General features: G+C 74.0%; 20 protein-coding genes. 13 read left to right on the top strand and 7 right to left on the bottom strand.

The features are described 5' to 3' along the window. Window positions 1-58 precede the first annotated feature (58 nt). The 6 genes from AB0947_RS28640 (at window position 59) to AB0947_RS28615 (ending at window position 7,854) form a co-directional block, all read left to right on the top strand. The gene (locus tag AB0947_RS28640) at window positions 59-2,335 is read left to right on the top strand and encodes a xanthine dehydrogenase family protein molybdopterin-binding subunit (RefSeq protein WP_366753209.1); all 2,277 of its coding nucleotides are present in this window, start codon (window positions 59-61) and stop codon (window positions 2,333-2,335) included. After that, complete coding sequence (locus AB0947_RS28635; protein WP_366753208.1) at window positions 2,332-3,264, top strand: FAD binding domain-containing protein; 933 nt, start codon at window positions 2,332-2,334, stop codon at window positions 3,262-3,264. The genes AB0947_RS28640 and AB0947_RS28635 overlap by 4 nt, the downstream gene beginning before the upstream one ends. Continuing rightward, a complete protein-coding gene (locus tag AB0947_RS28630; protein ID WP_366753207.1) occupies window positions 3,261-3,743 on the top strand; it encodes a (2Fe-2S)-binding protein in 483 nt (160 codons plus the stop codon). The genes AB0947_RS28635 and AB0947_RS28630 overlap by 4 nt, the downstream gene beginning before the upstream one ends. A 65-nt stretch (window positions 3,744-3,808) precedes the next feature. Further along, a complete protein-coding gene (locus tag AB0947_RS28625; protein WP_366753206.1) occupies window positions 3,809-4,798 on the top strand; it encodes an amidohydrolase family protein in 990 nt (329 codons plus the stop codon). Window positions 4,799-4,818: 20 nt separating this feature from the next. Next, window positions 4,819-6,033 carry an XdhC/CoxI family protein gene (locus tag AB0947_RS28620; protein WP_366753205.1) on the top strand — a complete coding sequence of 405 codons (1,215 nt, stop codon included), beginning with the start codon at window positions 4,819-4,821 and terminating at the stop codon, window positions 6,031-6,033. Window positions 6,034-6,111: 78 nt separating this feature from the next. Continuing rightward, a complete protein-coding gene (locus AB0947_RS28615) occupies window positions 6,112-7,854 on the top strand; it encodes a pyruvate dehydrogenase (protein ID WP_366753204.1) in 1,743 nt (580 codons plus the stop codon). 12 nt (window positions 7,855-7,866) lie between these two features. Here AB0947_RS28615 and AB0947_RS28610 read toward each other — a convergent pair whose 3' ends face one another. Continuing rightward, window positions 7,867-9,516 (bottom strand): MFS transporter, encoded by a 1,650-nt coding sequence (locus tag AB0947_RS28610; RefSeq protein WP_366753203.1) that lies wholly within the window; start codon window positions 9,514-9,516, stop codon window positions 7,867-7,869. 201 nt (window positions 9,517-9,717) lie between these two features. Between AB0947_RS28610 and AB0947_RS28605 the strand changes: the two genes are divergently transcribed. Continuing rightward, window positions 9,718-10,698 carry a helix-turn-helix transcriptional regulator gene (locus AB0947_RS28605; protein ID WP_366753202.1) on the top strand — a complete coding sequence of 327 codons (981 nt, stop codon included), beginning with the start codon at window positions 9,718-9,720 and terminating at the stop codon, window positions 10,696-10,698. Window positions 10,699-10,774: 76 nt separating this feature from the next. Here the strand turns inward: AB0947_RS28605 and AB0947_RS28600 are convergent, their stop codons facing one another. The 4 genes from AB0947_RS28600 to AB0947_RS28585 all read right to left on the bottom strand — a co-directional run bounded on the left by AB0947_RS28600 (window position 10,775) and on the right by AB0947_RS28585 (window position 14,706). Next, complete coding sequence (locus AB0947_RS28600) at window positions 10,775-11,512, bottom strand: YoaK family protein (protein WP_366753201.1); 738 nt, start codon at window positions 11,510-11,512, stop codon at window positions 10,775-10,777. Continuing rightward, complete coding sequence (locus AB0947_RS28595) at window positions 11,493-12,017, bottom strand: DoxX family protein (protein ID WP_366753200.1); 525 nt, start codon at window positions 12,015-12,017, stop codon at window positions 11,493-11,495. Before AB0947_RS28595 ends, AB0947_RS28600 begins: the two co-directional genes overlap by 20 nt. 53 nt (window positions 12,018-12,070) lie before the next feature. Further along, the gene (locus AB0947_RS28590; protein ID WP_366753199.1) at window positions 12,071-12,733 is read right to left on the bottom strand and encodes a hydrolase; all 663 of its coding nucleotides are present in this window, start codon (window positions 12,731-12,733) and stop codon (window positions 12,071-12,073) included. Between the two features lie 104 nt (window positions 12,734-12,837). Continuing rightward, entirely contained in the window at window positions 12,838-14,706 is a 1,869-nt protein-coding gene (locus AB0947_RS28585) for an amidohydrolase (RefSeq protein ID WP_366753255.1), read from the bottom strand. Between the two features lie 428 nt (window positions 14,707-15,134). On the opposite strand from AB0947_RS28585, the gene AB0947_RS28580 reads away from it, so the two are divergent. The 6 genes from AB0947_RS28580 (at window position 15,135) to AB0947_RS28555 (ending at window position 21,207) form a co-directional block, all read left to right on the top strand. After that, complete coding sequence (locus tag AB0947_RS28580; RefSeq protein WP_366753198.1) at window positions 15,135-16,106, top strand: alpha/beta hydrolase; 972 nt, start codon at window positions 15,135-15,137, stop codon at window positions 16,104-16,106. Between the two features lie 17 nt (window positions 16,107-16,123). Then, entirely contained in the window at window positions 16,124-16,840 is a 717-nt protein-coding gene (locus AB0947_RS28575) for an alpha/beta hydrolase (RefSeq protein WP_366753197.1), read from the top strand. A 177-nt stretch (window positions 16,841-17,017) separates the two neighbouring features. Next, window positions 17,018-17,440 (top strand): hypothetical protein, encoded by a 423-nt coding sequence (locus tag AB0947_RS28570; protein ID WP_366753254.1) that lies wholly within the window; start codon window positions 17,018-17,020, stop codon window positions 17,438-17,440. A 112-nt stretch (window positions 17,441-17,552) separates the two neighbouring features. After that, window positions 17,553-18,752 carry a pyridoxal-phosphate dependent enzyme gene (locus AB0947_RS28565; RefSeq protein ID WP_366753196.1) on the top strand — a complete coding sequence of 400 codons (1,200 nt, stop codon included), beginning with the start codon at window positions 17,553-17,555 and terminating at the stop codon, window positions 18,750-18,752. After that, entirely contained in the window at window positions 18,749-19,990 is a 1,242-nt protein-coding gene (locus AB0947_RS28560; RefSeq protein ID WP_366753195.1) for an MFS transporter, read from the top strand. Before AB0947_RS28565 ends, AB0947_RS28560 begins: the two co-directional genes overlap by 4 nt. A 50-nt stretch (window positions 19,991-20,040) precedes the next feature. After that, window positions 20,041-21,207 (top strand): aminotransferase class I/II-fold pyridoxal phosphate-dependent enzyme, encoded by a 1,167-nt coding sequence (locus AB0947_RS28555; RefSeq protein ID WP_366753194.1) that lies wholly within the window; start codon window positions 20,041-20,043, stop codon window positions 21,205-21,207. An 11-nt stretch (window positions 21,208-21,218) separates the two neighbouring features. Here AB0947_RS28555 and AB0947_RS28550 read toward each other — a convergent pair whose 3' ends face one another. Both AB0947_RS28550 and AB0947_RS28545 read right to left on the bottom strand, forming a co-directional pair. Then, window positions 21,219-23,135, bottom strand: a complete 1,917-nt coding sequence (locus AB0947_RS28550; RefSeq protein WP_366753193.1) for a cellulase family glycosylhydrolase — start codon at window positions 23,133-23,135, stop codon at window positions 21,219-21,221. Window positions 23,136-23,383: 248 nt separating this feature from the next. Then, window positions 23,384-25,705, bottom strand: a complete 2,322-nt coding sequence (locus AB0947_RS28545) for a Tat pathway signal sequence domain protein (protein WP_366753192.1) — start codon at window positions 25,703-25,705, stop codon at window positions 23,384-23,386. Between the last annotated feature and the right edge of the window lie 119 nt (window positions 25,706-25,824).

Raw genomic sequence — 25,824 nt, 5'->3', positions numbered from 1 at the left:
GCATTCGAATAGGGCCGTCGCCGGTCAATTCCCGCCACCACACGAACGAGGTGTTGTCGTGGAGCGATGGACAAGGCGCGAGGACGAACGGCTGCTCACCGGGAAAGGCCGGTACGTCGCCGATATCCGGGTGCCCGGATGCCTGGACGCCGCATTTGTGAGAAGCAAGGTCGCCCACGGCTCGCTGCGCGGCGTGGACTGTGCCGCGGCGCGGGACGTGCCCGGCGTCGTGGGCGCCTGGTCGGCCGCGGACCTGCCGGACCTGCCGCCGGTCCCGTACACCCTGCTCGCCGGGCTGTCGACGCGGGAAGCGGTCGCGGGCCGGGAGTGGCCGGCGCTCGTCAAGGACCGGGTGCGCTATCCCGGCGAGGCGCTGGCCGTGGTCCTCGGCGAGGACCGCTACCGGGCCGAGGACGGGGCGGCCGAGGTCACCGCCGTGGTCGATCCGCTGCCCGCCGTGGTGACACCGTCCGAGGCCCTGGACGACTCCGTCCGCCTGTTCGACGGCCTCAGCAACACCGCCCTGCGGGGCGAGGCCGGCACGCCCGTCGACCCGGCCGTCTGGCAGGACGCGGCCGCCGTGGTCGAGGCCACCTACCGGCAGCAGCTGCTGATGCCCAGCCCCATGGAGTGCCGCACGATCCTCGCCGTGCCCGAGGGGGACCGGCTGACCGTGTGGTCGGGCCACCAGATGCCGCACCGGCTGCGCCGCGAACTCGCCGCGCTGCTCGGCTGGTCCGCCGACCGCGTCCGGGTCGTCGTCCCGGACACCGGAGGCGCCTTCGGCTCCAAGAGCGCCGCCTTCCGCGAGTTCGTGGTCGTCGCCTACCTGGCCGTCACGCTCGGCCGGCCCGTGCGCTGGATCGAGGACCGCCTGGAGTCCATGCTCGTCGCCACCCGCGGCCGGGGCCAGGACCAGACCGTCCGGCTCGCCGCCGACGCCGAAGGGCGCCTGCTGGCCTACGAGTTGACCATCCACGCGGACGTCGGCGCCTATCCGCACCTCGGCGCGGGACTGCCCATGCAGACGGCCTGGATGGCGCCCGGCGCGTACACCACCCCGCACGTCCACGCGACCCTGCGCTCGGTGCTCACCAACACCATGGTGACCTACCCCTACCGCGGCGCCGGACGCCCCGAGGCCGCCATCGCCATCGAGCGCACCATGGACCTGCTCGCCCGGCGGCTCGGCATCGACCCGGTCGAACTGCGGCGCCGCAACTTCGTCCCGCCCGACGCCTTCCCCTACGACACACCCACCGGCCGACGCTACGACAGCGGGAACTACGCCGCCGCGCTGGACCTCGCGCTGGAGACCGTCGGCTACGAGAAGTGGCGCGCGGAGCAGGCCCGCCGCCGTGGCGACCCGGACGCGCTGCCGCTCGGCATCGGCGTCTCCTGCTACGTGGAACGCTCCGGCGGCGAACCCGGCGGACTGCACGAGTTCGGCAGCCTGGAGGTCCACGAGGACGGCACCGTCACCGCCCGCTGCGGCGCCGCCCCCAGCGGCCAGGGGCACGAGACGGTCTTCCCGGCGCTCGTCGCCAAGACCCTCGGCATCCCCGAGGCGCGGGTGCGTCTCGTCGAGGGCGACACGGACCAGCAGCCCGAAGGAATCGGCTCCTTCGCCAGCCGGTCGGCACAGGTCGGCGGCGCGATGTTCCAGCAGGCGGCCCACCGCCTGATCGAGCAGGCCCGCGAGCGGGCGGCCCGGCTGTGGGGCCTGCCGGCCGACGAGGTCGCGTGGGCCGACGGCACCGTCCACGCGACCTCCGGCGGCCCGGCCGTCCTGGGCCTGGCCGAACTGGCCGGGGCGACCGGGCCGCTGCGCGTCGAGACCCGCTACGAGGCCGCGATGGCCTTCCCGTTCGGCGCGCACGTCGCCGTGACCGAGGTGGACCCCGACCTCGGCACCGTGAACGTCCTGCGCCTGGTGGCCGTGGACGACTGCGGAGTGGTCCTCAACCCCACCGTGGTGCACGGACAGGCGTACGGATCCGCCGTGCAGGGCATCGGCCAGGCCCTCTACGAAGGAATGACGTTCGACGCGGACGGCGTACCCCACCTGGCGAACGGATTCCTGGACTACCTGCTGCCCACGTACACGGAGATCCCGCCCATCGAGATCAAGGACACCTGCACCCCCAGCCCCGGCACCCCGCTGGGCGCCAAGGGAGCGGGCGAGTCGGGCTGCATCGGCACACCGGCCGCCATCGTCAACGCCGTGGCCGACGCCCTGCGCGTCGCCGACCCCGACCTGCTCCAGATGCCGCTCACGCCGGACAGCGTCTGGCGGGCGGCCCGCGCCCCCCAGCACGAGGAAGGTGTCCGGTGAAACCCGCGTCCTTCGACTACGTCGTCCCGCGCACGGTCGCCGAGGCCGTCCAGGCGCTCGGCGACACCGGCCGCACGGCCCAAGTGCTTGCCGGCGGGCAGAGTCTGATCCTGGAGATGCACCTGCAGCGCGTCCGGCCGCGGCTCGTCGTCGACATCAACCGCATCCCGGAACTCGACGGCATGCGCGTCGACGGCGACGAACTGCGCGTCGGCGCCCTCGTCCGGCACGCGGCCTTCGAGCGGGCCGGCGCCGTCCCCGGCCCGCTCGGCACCCTGCTGTCCCGGGCCGTCGTCAACATCGCCCACCCGCCCATCCGTTCCCGCGGCACCATGGCCGGCAGCTACGGCTGGGCCCACCCCGCCTCGGAGTGGTGCGCCATCGGCGTCGCCCTCGACGCCACCGTCGAGGTCACCGGTCCCGACGGCGCCCGCTCCATCCCCGCGCGGGACTACTTCCTCGGGCCGTACCGCACCGCGCGCCGGCCGCAGGAGCTGATCACCGCCGTACGCCTGCCGCTGCTCGGCGGGAACACCGGCGTCGGCTTCGTCGAACACCGCCGCACGCACTTCTGCTTCGCCCAGGTCGCGGTCGCGGCGGCCCTCACCGTGACCGACGGCGTGATCAGCGACGCACGCATCGGACTGGTCAACTGCGCCGACCGCCCGCTGCGGGCCCGCGCCGCCGAACAGGCCCTGATCGGCGCCGGCTTCGCACCGCCGCCCGAGGGGTCCCGGCTCCCCGGCGGCCATCCGTTCGCCCGCGCCGCCCGGGCCGCCGCCCAGGAGGACGCCGCACCCCTCGCCGAACCGTACGCCGACGTGGAGTACAAGCGGCAGGCCGTCGCCGTCCTGGTCGGCAGGACACTCACCGAGGCGGCGACCGACCTGCGCCCGCGTCCCGCCCCACGACAGGGAGACCCCCGATGAGGATCACGCTCACCGTCAACGGCACCGCGCACGCCCTCGACGTCGAACCCCGCCGCCTGCTCGCCGACGTCCTCCGCGACGACCTGGGCCTCACGGGCACCCACCTGGGCTGCGAGCACGGCGTCTGCGGGGCGTGCAGCGTGCTCATGGACGGCGAGGCGGTCCGCGCCTGTCTGGTGCTCGCCGTACAGTGCGACGGCCGCTCGGTCCGCACGGTCGAGGGCCTCGCCGGGCCCGACGGCGAACCCCACCCGCTGCAACGGGCGTTCTCCGCCGAGCACGCGCTCCAGTGCGGATTCTGCACCCCCGGCTTCCTCATGGTGGCCGCCGGAGCGCTCGACGCCGACCCCGACCTCGCCGACAAGCCCGAGGCCGTCGAGAGCGTCGTCGGCTCCAACATCTGCCGGTGCACCGGCTACGAACCCATCCGGCGCGCCATCGCCCGCGCGGCCCGGGAACAGCGGGAGACCACCGCCTGACCCACGCCGGCCCCGCACGGACCGCCCCCGCGAGGCGCGGCCCAGGACCGACCGAGGAGACACACATGAACGGCGACATCCGCGCCGGAGTGATCGACGTGCACGCCCACTGGCTGCCCCGCGACCTGCTCCCCCTGCCGCCCGGGAACCCGCTCGGCGGCATGAACGACCGCGACGGCGAACTCTTCCTCGGCGACGTCCCGCTGTCGTTCCCGACCACCGCGATGACCGACATCGACACCGTCGTCGCCGACACGCTGAAGGCCGGACTCGGCGCGCGCGTCATCTCCGCACCCCCCTTCGCCTTCCCCGTGCACGCCCCCGCCGACGCCGACGACTACGTCGCCGCCTACAACGAACAGCTCGCCGACGCCGTCTCCCGCACGGACGGCACCCTCGTCGGACTCGGACTGGTCCGGCTGGACGACCCCGGCGCCGCCCGCAGGGAACTGACCCGGCTCGCCGCCGCCGACGGGATCGCGGGCATCGCCGTCCCGCCCGTGGTGGACGGCCGCTCCTACGACCGGGGCGTCCCCCGGCAGATCCTCGGCATCGCCGCCGAACTGGGCCTGTCCGTCCTCGTCCACCCGATGCAGCTGCCGCGCCCCGAATGGGACCACCACTACCTGGTCAACCTCCTCGGCAACCCGGTGGAGAGCGCGACCGCCGTGGCCGCGGTCCTGCTCGGCGGCGTCCTGGAGGAACTCCCCGGCCTGCGGATCTGCTTCGTCCACGGCGGCGGCTGCGCGCCCGCGCTGCTGGGCCGGTGGGGACACGGCTGGCGCACCCGCGAGGACGTGCGCCGCGGCAGCGGCCGGCCCCCGGCGGAGTCCTTCGGCCTGCTCTACTTCGACACGGTCACCCACGACCCCGAGGCGCTCACGCTGCTGCGGGCCCACGCCTCGCCCGACCGCATCGTGTGCGGCAGCGACTACCCCTTCGACATGGCCCAGCCCGACCCGGTCGGCTTCCCGGCGGCGCACGGCATCGACGCCGCGGCGCTCGAAGCGAACGGCCGCCGGTTCCTCGGGCTCACCCCGGCGAACGACGGCTGACGGCAGATCGGAGACATCCCATGCGAGACCTGGCACCCCGCCTGCTGGAGTGGCAGGCCGCCGGAGCCCGCTGCGCCCTCGCGAGCGTCGTCGCCGTCCGGGGCAGCGCGCCGCTGCGCACCGGAGCGGCCCTGTGCGTCCACGAGGACGGCACGGTCCTCGGCAGTGTGTCGGGAGGCTGCGTCGAAGGCTCCGTCTACGACCTGGCCCGGGAGGTGCTGGACTCGGGACAGGCGCGGTACGTGTCCTTCGGGTACGCCGACGACGACGCGTTCGCCGTGGGGCTGATGTGCGGAGGCGAGATCGACGTCCTCGTCCAGGCCGTGGACGAGGACCTGACACGGGTCCTCGCCGCCGCCCACCTGGCCGCCGCGGCACGGCGCCCGGTCGCCGTGGCGCGCGTGCTGCCGGGAGCGGACGCGGGCGCCGGCTCCGTCGCCGTGTGGCAGGACGGCCACTTGGGCAGCACCGGCGACCCCGCCCTGGACATCGCCGTCCTCGCCGACGCCCGCCGCCTGCTCGACCGGGACGGCACCACCGTACGGACGTACGAGGCCGGCGCGTCACGGACGTACGAGGCCGGCGTGCCGAACGGGTCACGGGCCCCGCGCGTGCTGTTCGAGTCCTGGACCCCGCCGCCCCGGCTGCTGGTGTTCGGCGCCGACGCCCACGCCGCCGCGGTGAGCCGCGTCGGTGTCCTCCTCGGCTACCACGTCACGGTCTGCGACGCCCGCGCCCCCTTCACCACACCCGAGCGCTTCCCGGACGCCGACGAGGTCGTGGTCGACTGGCCCCACCGGTACCTGGCGGCCACGCGGACCGACCACCGGACCGTGGTGTGCGTGATGACGCACGACGCCAAGTTCGACGTCCCCGTCCTCGCCGAAGCCCTCGGCCGCCCTCTGGCCTACGTCGGAGCGCTCGGCTCCCGCCGCGTCCAGGCACGCAGGCGGGAGGACCTCGCCGCGGCCGGCGTGTCGCCCGGTGCCCTCGCCCGGTTGCACGCGCCCCTCGGCCTCGACCTCGGCGCGTCGACCCCCGAGGAGACCGCCGTGTCCTTCGCCGCGGAACTCATCGCCGTCCGCTCCGGCCGCACCGCCCGCCCCCTCTCCCTGCTGGACGGCCCCATCCACCCGACCGCGGCAACGGACCGTCCCGGCGCCGCCGGCGCCCGGTGCGCTCCCGGAACCGATCCCGTGCGCGGACGGACAACGGCGGCACTGCGCGCTCACTAGCGTGGGCCGGGCGCGAGGCAGGCCCTCCGTGCCCCCGCCCGGAGGGTCGTGCCGCAAGGCCCGAACCCGAGGAGTCCCATGGCCAAGCAGACCATCGCCGAACAGTACGTCGACCTCATGGCGCGCGCCGGTGTGCGCCGCATGTACGGCGTGGTCGGAGACAGCCTGAACCCCGTCGTCGACGCGGTCCGGCGGCACGCCGACGTCGAGTGGATCCAGGTGCGCCACGAGGAGGTCGCCGCGTTCGCCGCCGGAGCGGAGGCCCAGCTCACCGGACGGCTCGCGGCCTGCGCCGGATCCTGCGGGCCCGGCAACCTCCACCTGATCAACGGCCTGTACGACGCCCACCGCTCGATGGCGCCCGTGCTGGCGCTGGCCGCCCACATACCCAGCGGCGAGATCGGTACCGGCTACTTCCAGGAGACCCACCCCGACCGGCTGTTCGCCGAGTGCAGCCACTACTCCGAGCTGATCTCCTCACCCCGTCAGATGCCCCGCGTGGTGCAGACGGCCATCCAGCACGCCGTCGGCCGGCGCGGGGTCTCCGTCGTCGCCCTGTCCGGTGACACCGCCGCCGAGGACTCCCCGGACGCGGCACCCGAACTCGCCATGCCCCTGGACCTGCCCGCCATCCGTCCCAGCGACCACGAGATCGCCCGGCTCACCGAACTGGTGGACGGCGCCGAACGCGTCATGGTGTTCTGCGGCCGGGGCGTCGCCGGAGCCCACGCCGAGGTGATGGAGTTCGCCGGGAAGGTCAAGGCCCCGGTCGGCCACGCCCTGCGCGGAAAGGAGCACATCCAGTACGACAACCCGTACGACGTCGGCATGTCCGGACTGCTCGGCTACGGCGCCGCCTACGAGGCCATGCACGAGTGCGACCTGCTCGTCCTCCTCGGCACCGACTTCCCGTACACCGACTTCCTGCCCCGCCACGTGCGCACCGTGCAGGTCGACGTGCAGCCCGAACGGCTTGGCCGGCGCACCCAGCTCGACTTCGCCGTCTGGGGAGACGTGCGCGAGACCCTGCGGTGCCTGACGCCCGCGGTGCGGGAGAAGGGGTCGCGCCGGTTCCTCGACCGGATGCTGGAACGGCACGCGCACGCACTCGAAGGCGCCGTCGGCGCCTACACGCGCGACGTCGACCGGCACACCCCCATCCACCCCGAGTACGTGGCCTCGGTGCTCGACGAGGAGGCCGCCGACGACGCCGTGTTCACCGTCGACACCGGCATGTGCTGCGTGTGGGCGGCGCGTTACCTCACGCCCAACGGCCGCCGCCGCATCCTCGGCTCCTTCGTGCACGGTTCCATGGCCAACGCGCTGCCCCAGGCCATCGGCGCCCAGTTCCTCGACCGTGGCCGGCAGGTCGTCTCGCTCTCCGGCGACGGCGGGTTCTCCATGCTCATGGGCGACTTCCTCACGCTCGTCCAGTACGACCTGCCGGTCAAGGTGGTCGTCTTCAACAACTCCTCCCTCGGCATGGTCGACCTGGAGATGATGGTCGACGGCCTGCCCCCGCACGGCACGACCTACCCGCACGCCGACTACGCCGCCATCGCCACGGCCGCCGGAGCGCGCGGCATCCGGGTGGAGCAGCCGGGCCAGGTCCGCGACGCGCTGCGCGAGGCGTTCGCCCACGACGGGCCCGCTCTGGTGGACGTCGTCACCGACCCCGCCGCGCTGGCCGTGCCGCCGAAGATCACCACCGAACAGCTCACCGGGTTCGCCCTGTCCGCGAGCCGGACCGTCCTGAGCGGGGGCGTCGGCCGCATGGTCCACCTGGCCCGGGCCAACCTCCGCAACATCCCCCGCCCCTGACCCGGCACGCCCCTACCCGGCGAGCGCGGGGCCGGACCCGGCCGGTACGGCCGGCCCCGCCACCGTGTCGAAGGCATGGGTCACCTCGGGCACCGTCCCCGGCGCGAGCAGCTCACGGGCCTGCTCCTCGCGCCGCCGGTCGGTGTCCGTCCACCGGACGTGGTGCTGGGCGAGGTGCTCCGCCCAGGAGCCGACCAGGTAGTTCTCCACGAAGCGCGCCGGATCGCCGCCGTCCTGGTAGAGACCCCAGGACAGGGCGCCCGTACGGCGCCGGGACCGGGCGACCTGGCGCATGCGGTGCGTGAACGCGGCCCGGTTCCCCTCGGGGACGCGGTAGACGACGGAGACCAGGACCGGGCCGTCGGCCTGACCGGGCTCGAACACCAGGGGAGGGGCCGGCCAGTGGTCGGACGGCGTGGGGTTGATGCCCTCGGCGTCGTACAGCGGCCACCGGCGCACACTGGCCGCGCCGAGCAGCATCACCGCACCGGCGACCAGCAGGCACGCGCTGAGCCCCACCCAGTCGGCGACCGCGCCCCACAGCGGTGCCGCGAGCGCCTGACCGCCCTGGAAGACCAGCAGGTACACCGCGAGGCCACGCGCCCTGACCCAGCCGGGCAGCCGCGTCTGCACGGCCGCGTTCAGCGTGGACAGCACCCCGATCCAGGCGAGTCCCGCCGGCAGCAGCGCGAGCGCGACCAGCCAGGGTGTGCGGACCGTCGCCAGTACGGCGAGCACGCCGGCGAACACCAGGGCGCCCGCGGCGAGCATGCCGTTGGCACCCAGCAGGGCACGCGCACGCGGCAGCGCGAACGCCCCCGCCACGGCCCCCACGCCCACCGCCGCCAGCAGCAGCCCGTACCCGCCCGAGCCCAGGCCGAGGACGCGGCTCGCGGTCAGCGGCAGCAGCGCCCACAGCGCGGCACCGCCGGGGATGAACAGCAGCGTGCGCAGCAGCACCCGGCGCACACCGGGCGCGTTCCACACGTAGCGGCGTCCGGCGTACAGGGCCGCCAGCAGACCGTCGTTCCCGGAGGCGGTCACGGTGGCCGGCGGGCGCCGCCACGCCACGAGGACGGCCGCGATGCCCAGGTAGGAGGCCGCGTTGAAGGCGAACACCCAGCCCGCGCCGGCCGCCGCGACCACCGCACCGCCGAGCGCCGGGCCGACGGCACGGGCCAGGTTCACGTTCACCGCGCCCAGCGCCGCCGCCTGGCCGAGCCGCCGGCGCTCGACCAGTTCCGGCTGGATCGCCTGCCACGCCGGACCCATCAGCGCGGTGCCGCAGCCCAGCAGGAACGTGAGCACGAGCAGCACCGCGGGCGTCAGGACGTCCAGGAACGCCAGCACGGCCAGCACACCGGACACCGCGAGCATCGCGAACTGCGCTGCCAGCAGCACCGAGCGCCGGTCGAAGCGGTCGGCGACCACCCCGGCGGGCAGGGCCAGCAGGACCACCGGGAGGCCGGCCGCGGTCTGCACCAGCGTCACCAGCGCGGCACCGTGCCCGACCAGCAGCCACTGGGCGCCCACCGTCTGCATCCAGCTTCCGGTGTTCGAGACCAGCTGGGCGATCCACAGGGCCCGGAAGACGCGCGCCGCGAGCGGCGCCCAGGGGGAGTCGGTCGCGGCGGGCGCGGAGGCTGAAGAGGGGCTGCTCATGTCCGGGACAGTAGGGGCCGCGGTCCCGCGGCTCTTGACCGCCAGCGCATGGGCTGTGATCCGGCAGCGCAGCCCCGGTCACTGTCTTGTCACTCTTTTCGCACATGCACCGGCCTACGCTCCGGGCGAAGTGGAGCCGATCGCGCATTCCCCGGCACGGCCGCTTCAAACACGGCAACGGTTCGGAGGCAAGGGCGGTTCATGTCCGGCACAGGCACGTCCCTCATCGGCAGGCACACGATCGGCAGGCACACGATCGGCACGTCCACGGCCGGCACCTCACCGGACGGCAGGGTGTGGCGGATGCCCATGGGCCTGGACATCGTCATCAGGGACGCGGCGCCCGCACGCCTGCCCCGGGAGGGAACGTCCGGCCGGCCGCCGGGCCCCGCGGCACCTGCCCGGCGGCTGACCGCCCGGCAGAGCGGCGAGTACCTCTTCGTGGGGCTGCGCGGCACCGGCGGCGCCTTACTCGCGCGGCAGCCCGGCACGGACCTCCTCCTCGGCCCCGGCGACATCTGTTTCTACGACGTGCACCAGCCCCCGGTGCTGGACTTCCCGCGCCATGCCCGCCTGAAGGTGTTCCTGCTCTCGCCCCAACTGCTCGGCCTGGCCCGGTCGGACGTGCCCCGCCTCACGCACGCCCCGGTCACCCCGGCGTCCCGGCTGGGCGCCCTGCTCTCGCCGTTCCTGTCCGACTTCGCCGACACGGCGGCGGTGGCCCGGTCCGAGGTCGGCGACATGCTCGCCTGGAACGCCGTGAGCCTGCTGTCCACCCTGGCCGGCGAACACCTGGCCGACCAGGCGCGGGGACGGCAGCCGGGCACCCGGGCGCCGCTGATGTCGGACATCCTGGACTTCATCGACCTGCGGCTGAGCGACACGGACCTGTCCCCGGAGACGATCGCCCGCGCGCACCACATCTCCGTCCGCTACCTGCACAAGCTGTTCCGGGAGGAGGGCACGACGGTCGGCCGGCTGATCCAGCGCCGGCGGCTGGCCGAGTGCCGGCGTGTCCTCACCCTGCGTTCGGCGGAGCACCTGACCATCGCGGCTGTCGCGCACCGCTGGGGCTTCGCGAGCCCCACCCACTTCAGCCGGGTGTTCCGCGCCACCTACGGCATGTCGCCCAGCGCCTGGCGGGACTTCGCCGGGCGGGGCGACCGGGAGAGCGCGCGATGAAGCCGTCCGGACGGATGGCTTCCGACCGGACGGCTTCGTTCGGGCGACGGACCTCGGTCCGCACCGCGGCCTGCCGTCAGGACGGCGGCCGGGTCCAGGCGGCACCGTCGGCGGACAGGCGGTGGGTCAGCACGGAGGTGACCGCCAGAAGCAGCAGGCTCAGGCCCAGGGTGAGCACGAGGTGCCCGTGCAGGACGAGTTCCGCGCCGACGAGGGCGCCGAGCAGCATGGCCACCACGGACAGGATCCGCCGGCCGGGCCTCGGCGCCGCACCGCCCGCCGGCGGCGAGTCCGCGGCCAGACCGGTGAGGGTCAGCGTCAGCACGGTCGTGGTGAGGTCGGGCACGCCGAGGCGCCGGGCGACCGCGTTCTGCAGCCCCATGGCGAGCCCGAGGCACACGATCAACGTGTACTCGACGCCGGTGGTGACCCGGCCGCCGGCGAGCGCCGTGACGACGACGGTGACGGCGACCAGCACCGTCTGCGCGGCGGCGGCCGTCTTCAGCAGGTTCCCGCGGTGCCCCGCGAACAGGGTCCCCAGCCGGCCGCCGGCCAGCGCGCCGGTGAGGAAGGACGCCAGCGCGACGACGGAGGCGAGCACGGACAGGGTCTGGGCGCCCGCCAGGGCGAAGCCGAGGAACACCACGTTGCCCGTCATGTTGGCGACGAAGACGTGGCCCAGCGCCAGGTAGCTCACCGCGTCGACCAGACCGGTGACCACGGTCAGGGTGAGCATCAGGGGAGGCAGCGGGCCGTGCCGGTCGCCCTTGGGCGGAACCAGCGTGTGGGCCGCGTCAGTCAGCAGGCTGCGCATGGGTCTTTCCTTCCGGAGCCAGGGCCGGGCGGTGCAGCACCAGCCGGGTCAGCAGCCCGCTCGCCGGGCCGATTACGATCACGGCGACCGCGACCCACACCGGCCACGGCGTGACGCCGAGCGCGTGGTCGAGGGACCAGGCGCCGGGCCCCGTGAGGGCCAGCGCCGCGGAGACGACCACGAGGACCAGGGGGTACTCGTAGCCGTCATTCTGCACCCACAGGCCCCTGGGCCACTTGACGGTGCCCGCGACCGTCATCACGCCCATGGCGGCCATCGCCGCCAGGGGCGTGAGCAGACCGGCGGTCAGGAACAGGCCGGCCCCGATCTGGCCGGCGCCCGCGACGACCGCGGTCAGCCGGCCCCCGCGGAACCCGTCGTGCCGGAACTCCTCGGTTCCGCCTGCCAAGCCGTGGCCCCCGAGCCGGAAGCTCACCTTCTGCACCCCGTGGCCGGTGATGAGGAGTCCCACCACCACCCGGAGGACCAGCAGTCCCGCGTCCATCTCTTCCTGCCTGTTCCTGACTCGGTCCTTGATCGCCGTGCTGGGGAGGGGGCTCAGCCGGCCGCGTGGCCGCCGATGAAGGCCTGCGCGTACACCAGGCCGAGGCCGTAGGTGCCGCCGTGCTCCTTCACCACCTCCGTCACCGGCACGTACGTCTCGCTGCGGGCCCAGTCACGCTGGAGCTCCAGCAGCACCTGCACCCAGGTGACCGGCACGGCGCCGCCCTGGATCATGCGCTGGACGGCGTGCTCGTGGGCCTGCGGGCTGACACCGCCGGACGCGTCGGTGACGACGTAGACCTCGTAGCCCTGGGCGATCGCCGAGAGCACCGGCAGGACGACGCAGACCTCGGTCCACAGACCGGCGATGATGAGCTTCTTGCGGCCGGTCGCCTTGACGGCCTCGACGAACGCGGTGTCCTCCCAGGCGTTCATCGTGCTGCGGTCCACGATCTCGTGGTCCGGGAACACGTCCGCGAGCTGCGGCAGGATCGGGCCGGAGAAGGACTCGGCGGCCACGGTGCTCAGCACGACCGGCACGTCGAACACCTTGGCGGCCTTCGCCAGACCCACGGTGGCGTTGATGATCGCGGTCCGGTCGCCGCTGCCGGTGCCGAAGAACATCTGCGGCTGGTGGTCCACGAACAGGACCGCGCAGTTGTCCGGGGTCAGCAGGTCGGGGCTGGGGGACGCGGTGACCTGGGCGATGTCGACCATGAGAGTGCCTTTCCATGGGTGGGTGACGGCGCGGACGAGTGCCCGCGCCGGACAACGACCGTCCTGGGGACGGGGTTGGTGGGTGTGGAGGGAGCGGGGACCGCTCAGAGGACGAAGCAGGGATCGAACGGCATGTCGGCGGCGCCGGGGGTCAGACCGCGCCGCGCGCGCCAGGCGCGGTGCTGCTCCGACTCCGCGACGGCCTCGCCGAGGGCCTCGGCCTGGCGCGCGCCGTCAGGCCGGGACGCCTGGTAGCCGCCGAAGTGCGCCACCGGGCTCCACGCGGGGGTGACGGGCGGCAGTTCCTCGTCCAGGCCCTCGTATTCGCGGGCGGCGTAGACGATCCGGCCGCCGGTCACCGTGAGCAGCGACTCGATGTGCGCGATCTCCGGCTCCGGCACGGTGAAGAAGTCGTCCGACAGCACCGCGAGGTCGGCGTAACACCCCGGCCGGAGCACGCCCTTGACCTGCTCCTCGCCGGTCAGCTCGGCGCCGGCGACGGTGAACATCCGCAGCGCGGTCTCCCGGTCGACGCGGTTGCCGGGGGAGCGGAGCACCAGGTCGCCGATGTCGCGACCGCTCACCAGCCAGTGCAGGGCGACCCAGGGGTTGTAGGTGGAGACCCGGGTGGCGTCCGTGCCGGCGGCCACGGTCAGCCCGCGGTCCAGCATGGCCCGGATGGGCGGGGCGTCCGCGGCGGCCCCGGGGCCGTAGCGGCGCAGGAACGCCTCGCCCTGGAAGTACAGCCGGTTCTGGACGGACATGGCACCGCCGAGCGCGGCGACCCGGTCGAGGCTCTGCGCGGACACGGTCTCCGCGTGGTCGAACAACCACCGGTTGCCCGCCGGGAAGAGCCCCTCGGCCGCCAGCTTCTCGAAGACCGCGAGATCCCGGCGGATGGTCTCGTCGTACGTGGCGTGCAGCCGGAACCCCCAGCCGTTCTCCATGAGGAGACGTACGGCCCTCTCGAACTCGCCCTCGTAAGGGCCGAGTTCCGGGCGCGGCTGGCTGAAGTTCTCGAAGTCCGCCGCCGCCCAGGTGAGGTTCTCGCCCGCGCCGTTGAGACGCAGCCACGCGTCCCCGTCCTCCGGGCGGGCCATCTCGATCCAGCGCGTGAGGTCGGCTATCTCCTGGCCCGCGGTCTGCGGGAAGAGGTGGTAGGCGATGCGCAGCGACAGCTGCCCGGCCTTCGCCAGCTCGATGACGGTGCCGTAGTTGTCGGGGAAGTTCTGGAAGCCGCCGGCGGCGTCGATCGCCGAGGTCAGGCCGAACCGGTTGAGCTCACGCAGGAAGTGACGGGTCGACACCTTCCTGTCCTCCCCCTCCAGGACCGGCGCCTTGGCCAGCGTCGAGTACAGGACGAGGGCGCTCGGCGCGGCCAGCAGCATCCCGGTCGGCTCCCCGTCCCGGCCGCGGACGATCTGCCCGCCCCTCGGGTCGGGCGTGTCCTTGGCGTACCCGGCGGCCCGCAGCGCCGCCCGGTTCAGGACGGCCGACTGGTACAGGTGCAGCACGAACACCGGGGTGTCGGGGGCGGCGGCGTTCAGCTCGGCCACGGTCGGCAGCCGCCGTTCGGCGAACTGGTCGGCCGACCAGCCCCCGACCACCCGCACCCACTGGCCCTTCGGCGTCCGCGCCGCCTGCTCCCGCAGCATCGCCAGGGCCTGACGGAGCGTGCGGACCCCGTCCCAGCGCAGCTCCAGCACGTAGTTGAGACCGCCCCGGATCACATGCAGATGGGCGTCGTTGAGTCCCGGGATCATCCGCCGGCCGAGCGCGTCCACCACCTTCGTGGCGGGCCCGACGTGCGGGGCGACGTCCTTGTCGTCGCCGACGACCGTGATGACGCCGTCCCGTACCGCGAGCGCCTCGGCCCGCGGGCGGCGCGGGTCCCCCGTATGGATACTGGCGTTGCGGACGACCAGATCCGCGGCATCGTCGATGGCCCGGGGAACCAGCCCGCCGACCGGCATGACAGACACGTGTGCGAGACCTCTTCCGTGGTGGGCGTCCTGGATGTCCGCCGCGCCGCGCTCGGTGGCCGGGAGGAGCACGAGCGGTGCGACGGGAGAAGCGATCAGAGACGCGGGCGAGAAAAGCGGTGATGGCGCGAGAGTCCGTGGCCGTGCCGATGGGCGGACCGCGACCGCTGTGCCCTCACGCTAGGGCCGGTGATCACCGCCGTGTATCCCGTCCGTGCACTGGGCCGTTCCCCACAGCGCACAGGGCGCGCGGCGGGCGGCATTCGTGCACTTTCAGGACGCGCGGTGTGCACGGACGGGCAATCGCCCGGCCGGCGGCGGTCCTAGGGTTGCGCTCAGCGGCGCCGGAGTGCCCAGCACGACGATCCGGCTCGTACGCCGGAACGACCGGCGCCCCTACGCACGTCCAGGAGATGCACATGTCTGACGCCCAGGAGCCGGTGACCCCGGTGCTGGAGCCTGCCGCGGCCGAGTTCGTGGCGGCGACCGCCAATCCGCCCTACCTCTTCGACCTGGCCCCCGCCGAGGGCCGCAAGGCCGTCGACGAGGTCCAGTCCGGCGAGATCGACAAGCCCGCCGTCGACGAGGAGTGGATCACCGTCCAGGGCGGCCCCACCGGCAGCGTCCGGGCACGGATCGTCAAGCCCGCCGGCGCCACCGGCACCCTCCCCGTCATCTTCTACATCCACGGCGCCGGCTGGGTCTTCGGCAACGCCCACACCCACGACCGCCTCGTGCGCGAACTCGCCGTCGGCGCCGAGGCCGCCGTCGTCTTCCCCGAGTACGACCTCTCGCCCGAGGTCCGTTACCCGGTCGCCATCGAGCAGAACTTCACCGTCGCCAAGTGGGTCGTGGAGGAGGGCGCCGCCAAGGGCCTGGACGGCTCCCGCCTGGCCGTGGCCGGTGACTCCGTCGGCGGCAACATGACCGCCGCGCTGACCCTGATGGCCAAGGAGCGCGGCGGCATCCCGCTGGTGCAGCAGGTGCTCTTCTACCCGGTCACCGACGCCAGTTTCGACACGTCGTCCTACCACCAGTTCGCCACCGGCTACTTCCTGCGCCGCGACGGCATGCAGTGGTTCTGGGACCAGTACACCACCGACGAGTCCGAGCGCGCCCAGATCACCGCCTCCCCGCTGCGCGCCACCACCGAGCAGCTCACCGGGCTGCCCCCGGCCCTGGTCATCACCGGCGAGGCCGACGTGCTGCGCGACGAGGGCGAGGCGTACGCCAACAAGCTCCGCGAGGCCGGTGTGCCCGTCACCGCCGTCCGCTTCCAGGGCATCATCCACGACTTCGTGATGCTCAACGCCCTGCGCGGGACGCACGCCGCCGAGGCCGCCATCACCATGGCGGTCCGCACGCTGCACGCGGCCCTGCACACCGCCTGACCCGCGAGGAGACACACGTGAGCACCACGCCCACCGTCGTCCTGGTCCACGGTGCCTTCGCCGACGCGGCGAGCTGGTCCGGGGTCATCGAGGAGCTCCAGACCCACGGCATCCCCGTGATCGCGCCGCCGAACCCGCTGCGCGGCCTCGCGTCCGACGCCGCGTACGTCGCCTCCGTCGCCGCCCAGATCGACGGCCCGGTCGTGCTGGTCGGCCACTCGTACGGCGGTGCGCTGATCACCGTGGCCGGCACCGCCGAGAACGTCGTCGGCCTCGTCTACGTGGCCGCCTACGCGCTCGAAGAGGGCGAGAGCCTCGGCGAACTCCAGGGCCGCTTCCCGCTCTCGCCGCTGGTGAGCAACCTCAAGCAGTGGACGTACCCCGTGCCGGGCGGCGAGCCCGCCGTCGAGGTCACCATCGCGGAGGACGCCTTCCCGTCGGTCTTCGCCGCCGACGTGCCCGCGGAGGTCACGAAGGTCCTCGCGGCGGCGCAGCGCCCGCTGGCCGCCGCCGCCTTCGAGGAGACGGCGTCCGCCGCCGCCTGGAGGACCAAGCCGTCCTGGGCCCTGGTGGCCGGCGCCGACAACGCCATCAACCCGGAGGTGGAGCGCTTCGGCGCGCAGCGGGCCGGGGCGACGACCGTCGAGATCGAGGGCGCCTCGCACGCCGTGGCCGTCTCCCAGCCGAAGGCGGTCGCCGAGCTGATCCGCGACGCGGTCCGCGCGGCCGGCTGACCCGGCCCCACGAACGACCGCGCGGACGTCTCCCCCGTATCGCGTCCGCGCGGTCTCGTCCGGTCAGGCGCCGCCCCCGGCACCGGGGCCGCTCGGCACCGGAGCCCTCGCGCGGGCGAATCGCGCCCTCGCCGATGTGACAGACCGTCATCGCGTGATTACTGTGGGGCTGTGATCATGTCGTGGGGCAGCGGTGGCGGACGCGCGGGGCGCTTCCGTCGTGCCGCCCCGCTGATCGGGCTGGTCCTGGTGATCGCCGCCCACCTCACCGGCGCGGTGCACGCCTGCTCCTTCGCCGGCCCGGACCCGAGCGCCCCGGTGGCGCAGGACGTCCGGCTGGTCGCGGACGGAGCCGACGAGCCGGGCTCGAACGGGCCGCCCCAGCACCGGCACGCGGCGGACGGGCACGCCGACCACACGGCGGACCGCCCGCGTGCCGCCCTGGACGACACCGCCCTCGACGGCGAGTCGTACCAGCCGCTCCTTCCCGCCGGGCTGGGCGGGCCCGTCACACACACCGTCCGGCGCGGCCCGCCCGGTGTGTCACCCTCCTGTGCGCACGGTTCCCCGCTCGCGCTCGTCTGCGTGCTACGGCAGTAGGCCCGCGCCCGCACGCCCCCCGCCCCCGCGCGGTCCGGGCGTGCCTCGCGCGCCGCCCCCCACCCGCACAGCGCCCGCCGCACCCCCGCCGGGCGCGAAGGAGCCGTACGCCATGCACCCCTCCCTGCCCGGATCCCTCCCCGAAGCCCTGCCCGGATCCCTCCCCGAAGCCCCGCCCGGATCCCTCCCCGGACTCCTCCCGGAAGCCCTGCCCGAGCCCTTCCGGACCCGTACCCCCCGCCTCCGGACCGCCCGGCGCCCCGCCCACCTGGTCGGCGACACCCCGGTCCTGTGGGTGGACGAACCCTTCGCCCCGCCCGGCCGCGGCTTCCACGCCAAGCTGGAGGGCGCCAACCCCGGCGGCATCAAGGACCGGCCCGCCCTGCACATGGTCCGCGAGGCCCGCCGGCGCGGCGACCTCGCGCCGGGCGCGCCGGTCATCGAGTCCTCCAGCGGCACGCTCGGCCTCGGCCTCGCCCTGGCCGGACTCACCTACGGCCACCCGGTGACCGTCGTGACCGACCCCGGCATGGAACCGGCCATGGCGCGCCTGCTGACCGCGCGGGGCGCACGCGTCGTCCAGGTCGCCGCGCCGCACCCCGAGGGCGGCTGGCAGGAGGCGCGCCGCGCGTGCGTCGCCGAACTGCTGGCCCGCACACCGGGCGCCTACTGCCCGGACCAGTACCGCAACCCCGACAACGCCGCCGCCTACCGGCCCCTCGCGGCCGAGCTGATCGCCCAACTCGGCTGGGTCGACGTGCTGGTGACGGCGGTCGGCACGGGCGGGCACTCCGCGGGCGTCTCCGCCGTACTGCGGGGGATCTTCCCGCGGCTGACCCTCATCGGGGTGGACTCGGTCGGCTCGGCGATCTTCGGCCAGCCACCGGGACCCCGGCTGATGCGCGGCCTCGGCTCCAGCATCCACCCGGACAACGTCGCCTACGCGGCCTTCTCCGAGGTCCACTGGGTGGCCCCGGCCGAGGCGGTCTGGGCCTGCCGCCAACTCGCCCGCCGGCACTACGCCTCCGGGGGCTGGAGCGTCGGAGCGGTGGCACTGGTGGCCGGGTGGGCGGCGCGGACGTACCCGGCCGGGACGAGGATCGCCGCGGTCTTCCCCGACGGCCCGCACCGCTACCTGCACACGGTCTACGACGACGGCTGGTGCCGCGAGCACGGCCTGCTGGGGCGGACACCGCCGCCGGAGCCCGACGACATCACCGAGCCGGACGCGTGCGTGGTGACCCGGTGGACGCGGTGCGGCCGGGTCCGTGACCCGCTCGCGCGCGACCTGACGAAGGCGGGTGCCCGGTGAAGCGGCCGCGCCTGCCCCTGGCCTCCTTCGACCGGCCGGCCCGGCTGCTGATGGTGAACCAGTTCGCCATCAACCTGGGCTTCTACATGCTCATGCCCTACCTCGCCGACCACCTGGCCCACGGCCTCGGCCTCGCCGCCTGGGCGGTCGGCCTGGTACTGGGGGTGCGCAACTTCTCCCAGCAGGGCATGTTCCTCGTCGGCGGCACCCTCGCCGACCGCTACGGCTGCAAGCCGATGATCCTGACCGGATGCGCCCTGCGCGCGGTCGCCTTCGGGCTGCTGGCGGTCGCCGGCTCGCTCCCCGCCCTGGTGGCGGCGTCGGCGCTGACCGGCCTGGCGGGCGCGCTGTTCAACCCGGCCGTGCGGGCGTATCTCGCGGCGGACGCCGGCGAGGAGCGCAGGGTGGCGGCGTTCGCCGCGTTCAACGTCTTCTACCAGGCGGGCATCCTGGTCGGTCCGCTCGCCGGGCTCGCCCTGCTGACCTGGAACTTCGGCGCGGTGTGCACGGTCGCGGCCGTCATCTTCGGCGCCCTCGCCGTGCTGCAGTCCCGCGCCCTGCCCGCCCGGCCCCCCGCCGGCCGCGGCGCCGGGCCCGCCTGGCGGGCGGTCGCCGCCGACTGGCGCACCGTCGCCGCCAACCGCCCCTTCCTGCTCTTCGCGGCCGCCATGAGCGGCTCCTACGTCCTGGCGTTCCAGGTCTACCTCGCCCTCCCGCTGCACGCCCGCGCACTCTTCGGCGAGCGGACCGGATGGGTCACCGGCGCGGTCTTCGCCGCGTCGGCGCTGGCCGCGCTGGCGGGCCAGCTCAAGCTGACCGCGTGGGCGCAACGCACCCTGTCCGGCCCGCGGGCCGTCGCGTGGGGGCTCACGGTCATGGGCGTGGCCTTCCTGCCACTGCTGCCCCGTTCGAACGGCGCGCCGGCCGGACTGTGCGCGCTGACGGTGTGCGCGGTCCTGCTGGCCTGGGGCGGGGCGCTGCTCTACCCCTTCGAGATGGACACCGTGGTACGGCTCTCCGGCGACCGGCTCGTCGCGACGTACTACGGCGCCTACAACACCGCCTCCGGCATCGCCGTCTCGCTGGGCAACCTCGCCGTCGGCGCGCTGTTCGACACCGGGGTGCGATGGCTGCCGTGGGCGGCCCTGGCGGCGACCGGCCTCGGCTGCGCCGGACTGGTCGCCCGGCTGCACCTGGGCGGGCACCTGGCGGTACGGCCGGCGCCGGTGGCCGGATGACGTGTCGCCCGGGGGGTGCTTCCACGTCCCGCCGGCGTCAGGATGGACGGATGGCAGCACAGAGGCACCCCCTGTTCGACGACCTGGACGTCCGCGCGCTGTCCCGGCGGCCCGGCGCCAAGTGGAGCGGCGCCGAGCCGGACGTACTCCCCGCGTGGATCGCGGAGACGGACTTCCCACCGGCTCCCGCCGTGCGTGAGGCCCTGGCGCGGTGCGTGGACGACGGCCTCGGCTACCCCGCCTGGGACGGACGGTCCGTCCACAACCCCCTGCGGGCCGCCTTCGCCGAGCGGATGCGCGCACGGCACGGCTGGGTGCTCGACGCCTCGCACGTACGGGAGTTCACCGACATCAACCAGGGCCTCCAGGCCGTACTGAACGTCGCCACGCGGCCGGGCGACGGTGTCGTGGTGCACACCCCGGCCTATCCGCCGTTCCTGGAGACGATCGCGGGCATGGGCCGGCGCCTCCACCCGGTGCCGTACACACCGGACGGCGGCGGCTGGACGTTCGACACCGACCGGCTCGACCGGGAACTACGGGAACGGCCGGCGCGGGTACTGCTGCTGGTCAACCCGCACAACCCGACGGGACGCGTGCTGCGCCGCGAGGAACTGGAGACGCTGGCAGGGCTCGCCCTCCGCCACGGCCTGCTGGTCGTCGCGGACGAGATCCACTCAGACCTCGTGCACGCCCCGCACCGGCACCTCCCGTTCGCCTCGCTCTCGGCCGAGGTGGCCGCGCGCACGGTGACCCTGACCTCGGCCACCAAGGCGTTCAACGTGCCGGGGCTGCGCTGCGCCGTCGCCCACGTCGGCGCGGCCGGGGTGCGCGAGGCGCTGGCGCACCCCGCCCACCTGTACGGCGAGCCGAACACCTTCGGCGTCGCGGCCACCCTGGCCGCCTGGCGGGACGGGGACGCCTGGCTGGCGGAGCTGAGGACGGTCCTCGCGCGCAACGCCCGGTCGGTGCGGGAGGAGCTTCCGCCCGGTGTGCGCCACCGGACGCCGGAGGCGACGTTCCTCGCCTGGCTCGACTGCCGCGAGCTGGAGCTGGACACCGATCCGCAGACCTTCTTCCTGAACAGGGCCCGCGTCCTGCTCAACGACGGGCGCACGTTCGGAGCGGAAGGAGAGGGCTTCGTACGGCTCAACTTCGGGACGTCGGAGAGCATCCTGCGGGAGATCCTGCGCCGGCTGCGCAACGCCCTGGTCTGAGGCCCCGGCGCTCAGGGCAGGGCGCGGCACAGCAGGGCCGCGGGGCCGGGGCGGCTGCCCACGCGGGTGGTGAAGGCGATCCCGGCGGCGTACTCGGTCGCCGCGCACTGGCCCTTGTAGGCGCCGTACGCGAAATCCCCGCCGGCGCCGTCGGCGGGACGGCTGTCGGACCGGTCGAACCACACCGTGCGCCCGGAGCCCGGCAGCGTGGTCCGTGCCGGGACGCACAGGGCCGCCGACACGCGCTCGCCCCGCAGGCTGTAGCCGATGAGGAACTGGCCGGAGGGGCACTGGTACTTGGTGTACCCGGACGCCCAGTCCCCGCCGGCCGGTACGTACCGCTCGTCGGTGACGACCGTCTGGCGGGCGTCGGCGGCGCGCAGCTCTCCCGCCCCGGCGTCGGTGCACAGGCCACGCCCGCCGGTGTGGCTCAGCCCGGCCAGTCTCGTACCGTCGGGGCAGGCCGCCTTGTACGCTCCCGGGTCCCAGTCTCCCGTGGCCCGCACCCGTGGCGACGTCACCGCGTCCCCGTGATCGGTGCTCAGCATGCGCCAGAGCGGGACGGAGGCCACGGGACCGGTCGTGCCCGGCGCGGACATCAGACGCTGCCACGCGGTGGCGCGCCAGTCGCCGGGGTCGAGGACGCCGGAGCGGTGCCCCGCGCTGTCGTAGCGCAGCAGTGCCCAGTCGTCGTGGCCCTCGAAGCCGACCAGCGGCCAGAACGCGAAGTCGGCGTCATGGTCCGCGAGGTAGTCGGTGACATTGCCGAACCAGGCGCGGGCCGCCGCGTTGGTCTCGCTCGAGCCGATGCCGAACTCGCTCACCCAGACGGGGGCGGTGTAGTGCCGGCCGGTCTCCTCCACGAAGAACGCCTCGTCGTCCAGGGCCGCGGCCAGTTCGGCGCGGGACAGGTCCTGGTAGCGGGCGTCGTGGGTCTCGCCGACGCCCGTCGCGCCGCTGTGGCGGGGGCCGGTGTAGCCGTAGAAGTGGGCGGAGTAGACCAGTTTGCGGGCGTCCAGGAGGGTGTGCGAGAGGGTGCGCGCGGGGGTGAGCACCGGCCGGCCGTGGGGGAGTCCGTCGACGGGCACCCCGGTCCAGTTGATGCCCTCGATCACGATGAGGAGGCGCGGGTTCGCCTCGGTGAGGATGCGGTCGGCGGCCAGCCGGGCCGCGCTGTACCAGTCGTGGTCGTCCCCCAGGCCCCAGTTGGGGTCGTCCAGCACGTCACGCCGTACCTCGTTGTACAGGTCGGCGCCGACCACGCGGGGCACGGAGGCGTAGCGGCGGGCCATGAACACCCAGTCGTCCGCCCACTGCGCGGTGGTCTGCGCGCTGTTCCACCGCTCGTTGCCGTCGATGCCGCAGCACCACCGCGAGGTGTTGGTGTGGTTGTTGAGCACGACGGCGAAACCGCTCTGGCCGAGCGCCTCCACCACGGCGTCGTAGACCTCCAGCGGTGTCCTGCCGCGCAGTTCGGGGTTGGCCGCGACCGCGCTGTCGGGGACGGGCGCCGTGTTGTGGATCATCTCGTCGGAGAACGGCAGCCGGATGGTGTTGACGCCCAACTGGTGGAATTCGGCCAGCAGTTCGCTCAGTGGCGCGCGGTCCAGGCCCAGCGGTATGCCGTGCGAGTCCTGCCCGGCGTGGTGGTTGGCGGGGTCGGCGGCGCTGCCGCTGCCGGTCCAGGAGCCCTGCGCGCCGTCCCAGTTGGCGCCCTTCAGCCGGAAGCGGTCGCCGTGCGCGTCGACGATGTACCGGCCCCGGGTCGACAACGGCGCGGACCAGGCGGTCTGGTCCGGGGTGCCCGCGGCGACCCGGGCCGGTGCGCCGGGTGGCGCCGCGGCGGCGGGGACCGTGGTGGTGGCGGCCGTGAGGAGGAGTCCCACGGCGGTGACGGCGAGCCGCAGCGCGGCTGGTGGCATCGGCATGAGGGCAGCCCTTGGGGTCGGAGGCGCGGAGCCGGGCGGTGGCCGGTCGGTGGCACCGCCCGGCCGGAGTGTCCACCACCGTGCCGGGAAGGACCGCGAAGGTCCATACCTGCGTACGCCGGCCTACGCCGGCCTACGCCGGCCCGGCGCGGGCGCGCCGCGCCGCGATCGCGGTCCTGATCGGAACCGCCATGAGGATCCTCCCGGGAGAAGGAGCCGGGGTGAGGGAGGAAGGGTACGGACGGCCGCTACGGCAGTCCCCAGGCCGGGCCGGGTTCGCTGACGGCCACCGGGGCGATGACCAGGTCGGGACGGGACCCGGAGTGGACCAATACCTCGCGGTCCTTGGGCAGGTCGATGGCGAGGGTGCCGTCGCCGAGGTCCCGGGTGTGCGCCGGGGAGCCGTCGTCCAGCAGCACGGTGAGGGTTCCGCTCAGGCCGTGCCGGAGCTTGAGCGGCTCGCCCGCCAGACTCCTGACCCGGATGAACCGGGTGACGCCCGCCTCGCGGACGGCGCTCACCAGGAAGGCGCCCTGCGTACGGAAGTCGTGCAGGGTGACGTCCGCCCAGGCCGAGGGGACGGCGGGGAAGACGCGGATCACGCCGCCCCAGCTCTGGCAGAACATGTCGTGCAGCGACTGCGAGGCGGACAGCGGGGTCTCGATCACCGGACCGGCCTCGGTGTAGTGCGTGTTGGCCCGGCAGGGGTAGCGGGTCGTGGGGTCGAAGAACTTCCGCAGATAGCCGAGGGCGGTGTCACCGTCACCGGCCATGGCGTGGATCGACGCGGCCCCGGTGTAGCTGTAGCCGCGGTGGGCGCCGGTCAGCGCGTGCCAGTGGGTCACCGACTTCATGATCAGCTCGCGGTTCTCCGGCTGGTCCCAGTTGACCAGGTACAGCGGGTACACCATCAGCAGGTGCGAGTAGTGCCGGTGGGACTGCGCGTACGGGGTGTCGGCGCCGATCATGAACCCGTTGTCGTCGACCGGGTACGGAGTGAGCCGGGCCAGCACGTCCTGCCAGCGCGGCGCCGACTCGTCCTCGATGCCGAGGAGTTCGGCCGACTCCAGGAGCGTCCGGCAGCCCCAGCGGATCAGCGCCAGGTCGTAGTTGGTGTCCTGCGGCGGGACGACGGGGTATTCGGGCGAGAGCGTGCTCGGCAGGTGGAGCCTGCCGTCGCTGCCCGGGGTGAGGAAGTGCAGGTAGTAGTTGACTGCCCGGCGCAGCACCGGGTAGATCGTGTCCCGCAGCAGCGACTTGTCCATGCTGTGCCGGTAGGACAGCCACACGTTGTGCAGCGCCCAGGTGAGGTCGCCCGTCTCGGCGCCGGTTCCCGGCAGGCCCACCGAGCGGTTGGCGAACATGTCGGAGCTGCGGCCGATCCCAGAGCTGTCCTTGCGGTAGGCGGCGGGCACGTTGGCGACGAGCTGTTCCTGGTTCTGCCGCAGGGTGCCGGCGAGCGCGTCGAGCTCCAGGTGGTTGGAGCCGTGGATGAGCCAGTACTCCAGCTGGACGTTGAGGTTCCACCAGACCGCCGGCCAGGGCGTCGGCTCCAGCCAGGGCCCGCTGGTGGCCATGACGGGCCCTGTGGCGCGGCTGGCGGAGGCGACCTTGTAGAGCTGGATCCAGTGGAAGCTCTGCAACCGCTGGTCCGGGAACGACACGAAGCTCTTGCGGTAGAAGGCGTGCCACCAGCGCACGTGCCGCCGCCTGAGGGCCGCGTACGACGTTCCGCGCCGCAGGTTGCGCAGCGAGTCGGCCTCCGCGGCGGTTGCGGAGGGGAAGCTGTGGCCGACGCTGAGCAGCAGTGCGCCGCCGGTGCGGCGGTAGGCGGTGGCGGTCTGCCCGCCCCCGGTGAGCGGCTGGAGCACCTGCTCGGTGCCGTCGGACGCGGTCCGGGTGGTCCAGGACGGGTTGCCGGTGTAGCCGGCGGGCGGGGGCTCCTGGATCCTGCGGGGGCTGACGGCCTCCTCGGGGTGGAACGTCCAGGCGACCCGCTCGCCGCCGTCCGGCGTCACACGGACGGCCAGGACCTCGTCGTGGATGAGGGCGGCCAGGGTGAGCGTGCCCGCGGTGGTGGTCACGGTGCCGGTCAGCTCGGCGTTCCACAGGCTCAGCCGCCAGTCCACGGCGGTGATGGTGCCGACCGGTTCGAGGGTGAGGTGCCCGACCGGCAGCCGGCAGGTGCCCCAGCCGCTGCCGAACTCGGGCCGGTGGTCCTGGACCCGGCCGTGCTGGACGGTGAACCGGATCCGGTTGGCGTCCGGCTCCCGGTAGATCATGCTGCCGAGCAGCCCGTCGCCCAGGAAGGGGCCCTCGTACCAGAGGGCGGGCAGCCGGCTCCACAGCAGGTCCTGGCCGCGCAGGAACCTCTCCCAGGCGCTGTCGTCGGCCATGGCGGAGCGGAGCCGCCACGGCCGTCCGGCGCCCGCGGGGCCGGTGTCCCCGCTCGTCCCCGCCTGTCGCGCGTGCGCCGCCCCCGGCAGCGCCGCCACCGCGGCTCCGCCCAGCGCGGTACCGAGCACGGATCTCCTGGCCACCGGTGAGCGCTTGTCCGACTGTGAGGCCATCGTCGTCCTCCAGACCTGACGGATCGTCGATACATCGGGTGTATCGGCGAACCTAGGTACCTTGCGTGCACCTGTCAATCGTCTGGACGGGGGAGCAACCTGGTCAAGATGAGCAACAC

It is taken from the genome of Streptomyces sp. NPDC047841, assembly GCF_040704085.1.
GTDB classification, from domain to species: Bacteria; Actinomycetota; Actinomycetes; order Streptomycetales; family Streptomycetaceae; genus Streptomyces; species Streptomyces argyrophylli.
The sequence above is the reverse complement of the archived record's forward strand: the minus strand, read 5'-3'. Positions and strand labels throughout refer to the sequence as shown.

Excerpts from the sequence above, each read along its gene's own strand:
- AB0947_RS28630 (WP_366753207.1), top strand. The coding sequence starts at position 3,261 with ATGAGGATCACGCTCACCGTCAACGGCACCGCGCACGCCCTCGACGTC.
- AB0947_RS28625 (WP_366753206.1), top strand. The coding sequence starts at position 3,809 with ATGAACGGCGACATCCGCGCCGGAGTGATCGACGTGCACGCCCACTGG.
- AB0947_RS28620 (WP_366753205.1), top strand. The coding sequence starts at position 4,819 with ATGCGAGACCTGGCACCCCGCCTGCTGGAGTGGCAGGCCGCCGGAGCC.
- AB0947_RS28615 (WP_366753204.1), top strand. The coding sequence starts at position 6,112 with ATGGCCAAGCAGACCATCGCCGAACAGTACGTCGACCTCATGGCGCGC.
- AB0947_RS28610 (WP_366753203.1), bottom strand. The coding sequence starts at position 9,516 with ATGAGCAGCCCCTCTTCAGCCTCCGCGCCCGCCGCGACCGACTCCCCC.
- AB0947_RS28605 (WP_366753202.1), top strand. The coding sequence starts at position 9,718 with ATGTCCGGCACAGGCACGTCCCTCATCGGCAGGCACACGATCGGCAGG.
- AB0947_RS28600 (WP_366753201.1), bottom strand. The coding sequence starts at position 11,512 with ATGCGCAGCCTGCTGACTGACGCGGCCCACACGCTGGTTCCGCCCAAG.
- AB0947_RS28595 (WP_366753200.1), bottom strand. The coding sequence starts at position 12,017 with ATGGACGCGGGACTGCTGGTCCTCCGGGTGGTGGTGGGACTCCTCATC.
- AB0947_RS28590 (WP_366753199.1), bottom strand. The coding sequence starts at position 12,733 with ATGGTCGACATCGCCCAGGTCACCGCGTCCCCCAGCCCCGACCTGCTG.
- AB0947_RS28585 (WP_366753255.1), bottom strand. The coding sequence starts at position 14,706 with ATGCCGGTCGGCGGGCTGGTTCCCCGGGCCATCGACGATGCCGCGGAT.
- AB0947_RS28580 (WP_366753198.1), top strand. The coding sequence starts at position 15,135 with ATGTCTGACGCCCAGGAGCCGGTGACCCCGGTGCTGGAGCCTGCCGCG.
- AB0947_RS28570 (WP_366753254.1), top strand. The coding sequence starts at position 17,018 with ATGTCGTGGGGCAGCGGTGGCGGACGCGCGGGGCGCTTCCGTCGTGCC.
- AB0947_RS28565 (WP_366753196.1), top strand. The coding sequence starts at position 17,553 with ATGCACCCCTCCCTGCCCGGATCCCTCCCCGAAGCCCTGCCCGGATCC.
- AB0947_RS28555 (WP_366753194.1), top strand. The coding sequence starts at position 20,041 with ATGGCAGCACAGAGGCACCCCCTGTTCGACGACCTGGACGTCCGCGCG.
- AB0947_RS28550 (WP_366753193.1), bottom strand. The coding sequence starts at position 23,135 with ATGCCGATGCCACCAGCCGCGCTGCGGCTCGCCGTCACCGCCGTGGGA.
- AB0947_RS28545 (WP_366753192.1), bottom strand. The coding sequence starts at position 25,705 with ATGGCCTCACAGTCGGACAAGCGCTCACCGGTGGCCAGGAGATCCGTG.